5 protein-coding genes are annotated in these 5,308 nt (G+C 63.9%); 4 read left to right on the forward strand and 1 reads right to left on the reverse strand.

Going from position 1 to position 5,308, the window contains the following annotated elements:
* Positions 1-696: 696 nt before the first annotated feature.
* From ABZ453_RS50345 to ABZ453_RS50360, 4 genes are all read left to right on the forward strand, one after another.
* Complete coding sequence (locus ABZ453_RS50345; protein WP_359026691.1) at positions 697-1,902, forward strand: DUF2235 domain-containing protein; 1,206 nt, start codon at positions 697-699, stop codon at positions 1,900-1,902.
* Complete coding sequence (locus ABZ453_RS50350; protein WP_359026693.1) at positions 1,899-2,348, forward strand: hypothetical protein; 450 nt, start codon at positions 1,899-1,901, stop codon at positions 2,346-2,348. The genes ABZ453_RS50345 and ABZ453_RS50350 overlap by 4 nt, the downstream gene beginning before the upstream one ends.
* Before the next feature lie 671 nt (positions 2,349-3,019).
* Complete coding sequence (locus ABZ453_RS50355) at positions 3,020-3,550, forward strand: HU family DNA-binding protein (RefSeq protein WP_359026695.1); 531 nt, start codon at positions 3,020-3,022, stop codon at positions 3,548-3,550.
* Positions 3,551-3,849: 299 nt separating this feature from the next.
* Entirely contained in the window at positions 3,850-4,161 is a 312-nt protein-coding gene (locus ABZ453_RS50360) for a hypothetical protein (protein WP_359026697.1), read from the forward strand.
* Between the two features lie 361 nt (positions 4,162-4,522).
* Here ABZ453_RS50360 and ABZ453_RS50365 read toward each other — a convergent pair whose 3' ends face one another.
* Complete coding sequence (locus ABZ453_RS50365) at positions 4,523-5,062, reverse strand: phosphoribosyltransferase family protein (RefSeq protein WP_359026699.1); 540 nt, start codon at positions 5,060-5,062, stop codon at positions 4,523-4,525.
* Positions 5,063-5,308: the final 246 nt, after the last annotated feature.

The following is a 5,308-nucleotide window of genomic DNA, read 5'->3' on the forward strand; positions in this document are numbered from 1 at the left end:
CGCGCGGTCTGCTCCGCAGACACGACGCGCCGTCGCTACGCGACGGAACTCCCTTGCTCCGCAAGGAAGTTGATGGATAGTCACTCCGTGACTATCCATGGAATTGCTCCGCAATTCCGAAGGGAACTCGCTCCGCGAATTCCCAAAAAGCGCGAGCTAGGTGGGTGGGGAGGGGTCGGTTCGAAGGAATCAGGAGCGAACTGACACACGCTCAGACAGTCTCATGCTCACGCAGCAGGGAATTGACGCAGTTTCAAACCCTCAAGTTCTCGGTCCTGTCGCAATCTCTCTCCTCACGCCAACCGGGGGAATCTGATTTTCCATTAATTCCTTGCTGTTCTTTTCTAGTTCTAACGGTACATCTCCCATCTTCAATGTACTAAGGAAGGGGCGAGGTTACCTTCCCTGAACTGGTCAACATAACTTGAACCTAACACGACATTTGTCGTATGGCTCGATCCGTGGAACGGCGAAAGAATCAACCTGGTGCCAACTTGATGGGCGTGTCTCGGCACTTAGATCAGAGCGGTGTAGTCCTATGCTGACTTCTGCTATGCGCTGGTTCTGCGTGTACTCCTCGTTCACGGAGACCCCAACTGGCACTTGGCGGCGCGGCGTTCCGAGTCCTCGCGGAGGGACGGGGTCCTTGGTGTAAGGGATGAGAGCGAGCGCTTCACTCTCGTAGGAGGGATGGTTATGGCTAAGCGTCTGGTCGTCTGCTGCGACGGCACATGGAACTTCGCCGACCAACCGAGCAAGACCAACGTCGCCAAGGTCGCCCTGTCCGTAGTCCCGGGATCCATCGCCGGGAAGGACCAGCACGTCTACTACCACAGCGGCGTCGGCACCCACCGGTTCGAGCGCCTGAGCGGCGGCGCGTTCGGCGTCGGCCTGTCCCACAACGTCATCGACGCCTACCGCTTCCTCGTCGAGACATACGAGCCCGACGACGAACTGTTCCTCTTCGGCTTCAGCCGGGGCGCATTCACCGCCCGCAGCCTGGCCGGCCTGGTACGCAACTGCGGCATCCTGCGCCATGACCACGCGGACCGGGTCCAGGAGGCATGGGTCCTGTATCGCGACCGGACCGAGGAGCCGAAAGGCGCGGCCTCCACGCTGTTCCGCCGCTCGTATGCGTACGAGACGGAGATCCACTTCATCGGGGTGTGGGACACGGTCGGTGCCCTGGGCATCCCAGCGCTGGGGCCCATGTGGCTCGAGCCAGTCGTGACGCGGTTCAACCGCCGTTGGTCCTTCCACGACACCACGCTGAGTAGCTGGGTCAAGGGCGCCTTCCACGCGCTGGCCATCGACGAACAGCGCCCGCCGTTCCAGCCCACGCTGTGGCACCAGCAGCCCGGCGCTCCCGAGCACGGCCAGGAGCTGAAGCAGGTCTGGTTCGCCGGCTCGCACTGCGATGTGGGCGGCGGCTACAAAGAGACGGGACTGTCCGACATCACCTTGCTGTGGATGGTCGAGCAAGCCACCAGATATGGCCTGGCGTTCAACACCGAAGCCCTCAGCGCGGCCGGCCCGCCGGAGTGGAAGCCGGAAGAGGGCATCGCCTTCCGTGTACAGCCGGACGTCCTAGGAGAGCTGAACCCCTCGCGGACTGGACTGTACCGGCTACTCAAGCCGCTCCACCGGCCCATCGGACGGGCAGCAAACAAGCAGGGCCTGCTCGACGGGAACGAGTTGCTGGCAGTGCCAGCCAAGGAGCGCTACGACTGGGACACGAGCTACCGGCCGCCCGAGCTCGAGCGGTACCTCAAGCAGGGAGATGTCCGTCTGGAACCGCTGCCGGTGCTAAGCCGCTCAAATACTGAAGGTGGGGGGCCAAACTTCACTGAAGGTCCGGAGTCAGACTTCTCAAACACTGAAGGTGGAGGGCCGAACAGGTGATTCTCAGTAAGGCTCGCGAACGGTACGAAGCTGCAAGCACAATGGCCAGCCAGGTTGCTCGTCAGTTGGCTTTGGCAGGTATTGCGTTTGTTTGGCTACTCTCCGGCGGACTTAAAACTACGGGGACGGTTTCCATTCCTGTACGCCTGCTGTGGGCTGGCATTTTTCTGGCTAGTGCTCTTTCTCTTGACCTGCTCCAATATCTCTATAAAACAAGCGCGTGGGCCGCATGGACGAATGGCAAGGAACACGAGCTACAAGGGAACGACAGAAAGGCCAGCGTCGGAGATAAGGAAGCAGGAACTGCGCCAGACTGGATTAATTACCCCACCTGGGTACTTTTCATTCTTAAAATGGCTTGCACGGCTTACGCTTACTTCTTGATCATCCTTCACCTGGCTTCACTAATCAACGTCAGGGGCGACTGGACGACCGTGGGCGTGTGAATTCACCCATGCTACTTACCTATCGCCTCGGCCTGCCCACTCGGCACGAGAGTTTTTGTGCGGGGGCCAGTGGCCATGCGGGCGAGCGACACTTCTCCTTGAGGGCGGCCACTTGACTCCGGCGCGTCCCAGGCTCGAGTAGCGGAGTCCTCTGCGAGAGCTCCGGGCACAGATTGCTGAAGTCCACCCGGGATGCGGATGCAGCCGTCGGCAACTCGTATGTCTCCCGCCGTGCTTCAGGCCCCTGTCCGGGTCCGAGGACTCACTCTTCAGCCCTAACACCGGTCACACCCCTCTGGGCCACCATGGACGGCGGCTGCTTCGTTGCACTCCTCGCTGACAGTACCGGCGACACGGCGCGGATCCGGTGGTCGACGTGGAGGTTGGCGGTGAGGTGGCGGAAGTGCGCGGCGCAAGCTGGGTGTCTGCGCAGCATGGCCACGGAGCTTGCGCTGTCTCCTGTGAGCGTGGCTGGGCCGACGACGTGTTCTTGGAGGTGCCCGCTGATTCCAGTTGGCGTCCCAAACGCTGTGCGAGCGGCGGTAGTGGCAACGACAGGTGGCCCTCATGAGCCAACAGGAGAAAATACACGATGAGTAACCGCGGCATCCAACGTCGCTGGACAAACGGTTCTTACGGTCAGATCATCGCCACTTCCCTATTGGAGCAACGTGAACAAGGCGCAGCTCGTAGAAGCGATTGCCGACAAGCTCGGCGGCCGCCAGCAGGCAGCCGACGCTGTCGACGCGGTCCTGGACGCCATCGTCCGCGCGACCGTCGGGGGTGACCGGGTCTCGGTCACCGGCTTCGGTTCGTTCGAGAAGGTCGACCGTCCGGCCCGCTACGCCCGCAACCCCCAGACGGGCGAGCGGGTTCGGGTCAAGAAGACCTCCGTTCCGCGCTTCCGCGCGGGCCAGGGCTTCAAGGACCTGGTCAGCGGCTCGAAGAAGCTCCCCCGCGGCGGCGAGGTCGCCGTCAAGAAGGCGCCCAAGGGCAGCCTGACCGGCGGTGCTTCGACCGTCAAGAAGACCGCAGCCAAGAAGACCACGGCCACCGCCAAGAAGACCACCGCGAAGAAGACGACAGCCAAGAAGACCACCGGCGCTGTCAAGACCTCCGCGGCGAAGAAGACCACCGCCAAGAAGGCTCCCGCCAAGAAATCAGTCTTGCAAAACACCGAGGGAGGCGGGCCCAATAGGTGATCTTCGATAAGACGCAGCGGTGGATCTCGACGACGGCGTCTGAGGTTCCCCCTGCCGTGCTCATCAATCGGTCGATTCATCGATAGGCGGCTCCCCGGCCTTCGAATCCCCGAGGATGAGGTCGCCGTGGACTTCGATGATGGCTGCGCCCGGCGCCCTCTGCCGGTCGGCCTGTAGCTCGTCGGTCGTCGCCGCAGCGCCTTCCGCATCCCCGGCCTCCTCCTGAAAGATGGCGAGGTCTCTCGGAGCGGACCGAGGGCTACCCGGCCGCAGCGGTTCCCCAGATCGGGACCTATCTCATGGCCGCGTCGTTGCGCGTCACCGATCGCCAGACGGCCCATCCGCTGCCCGGACCGTCACGGATGCTGGTGCGCTCCGTCGAGCACCATCTGGTCCCGGAGCGCGATGGCAAGGTGCCGGTGTGGTGGGACAGCTACGTCGAGCCAGGCCCGGTCATCGTGGTCCACGCAGAGCTGGGCCCTTCTCCCGCCGGCGAGCTGCTGCGCCAGCTGGTCCGTCAGTACGTGGCAGACGGCTGGGAGCGTTACGGCACAGACGGCTGCGCGGTGCGCGAGTACGCGCTGGAAGCCCGGCGCGATCTGGGACTGTAGCGGGAGTTCAGCGGCCTGACTCTCTCCGAGCCGGCCAAAAGGGGCTCCCGCCCCGGCTCTCGGGGGTACAGGACGGAAGCCCCATACCAGCTTCTGCAGATGCAGGCTGCCGGATGCACCACGCGCCGCGCGGCCGCCGCCTTCACCACCCCTCTTCACGAGCGCCTTCTTGTCTGGGGCCCTGATGATCTTTCGCGTCACGTACGGGGGCGCGGCTGGGAATTACGCCAAGCCGCTCCGACGTCTGGGGTACTTCGATGCGATGGCCTCGAGTGTGCGGCGGTGGTCGGCCCACCGCCGCCCGCGAACAGGGTCGGCCGACATCAGCGGCGCGATGACCAACCGGCCATGCGGACACGTGTTAGGACTGTCCATCCCAAGCCGGAAGTTCAGCAGCGGTCACGATGCTGCAGACGCCCAGATCCGCCCGCCGGGCCGGGGCTGCCTGGTCGACGACGACGGAGCAGCCGGCCCACTGACCGCCACACTCCTCGACCATCGACCGCACGGCCGACGCCTGGCTGCCCGTCTCAATCCAGTCGTCGACCAGCAGCACCCGGTCCCCAAGGCCCACTGCCGCCCGCAGCAGGCGCAGTTCCTGGCGAGTGCCCCGGTAGTCGGGATCGCTGCGCCGGATGACCTTCTCCCCCGGGAAGATCCCCTCACCCTTGCGTACCGCGACGAAGCCAACGCCGAGTTCGACGGCCACCGCCGCGCCGAGCAGGAATCCCCGCGACTCGATGCCGCAGACGGCCGTGACGCCGTCGTCCCGGAACGGCCCTGCCAGGCCGCGGACCACCGCGGCGAGCGCCTCAGGGTCGCGGAAGATCTGCCAGACGTCGGCGTGGCCGCCGATCCACTGGAAGCGTTCGAGGGCCAGGGCACGTGCGTGAGACATCATGATCGCGAGTCTGCGGACGGACTGTCGGTCCATACAACCGGATTCTTGTTCGGGGAACACAGACTGGTGGTACCGCCAGCGACACGATCCTGATCTGGACCCAAGCTGACCAAAGAGGCAGGCCCTAGACCAGCCCTAGACCCAATGCCGTGACTCTGGTCCGAAAATGAAGCATGACCCCTGGTCACCGCAGTGGTGACTGTGATGTGGTCATGCCGCTTCGATGGGGTCGAAGCGGACGGTGAA

This window comes from Streptomyces sp. NPDC005799 (assembly GCF_040630525.1).
GTDB classification, from domain to species: Bacteria; Actinomycetota; Actinomycetes; order Streptomycetales; family Streptomycetaceae; genus Streptomyces; species Streptomyces griseorubiginosus_B.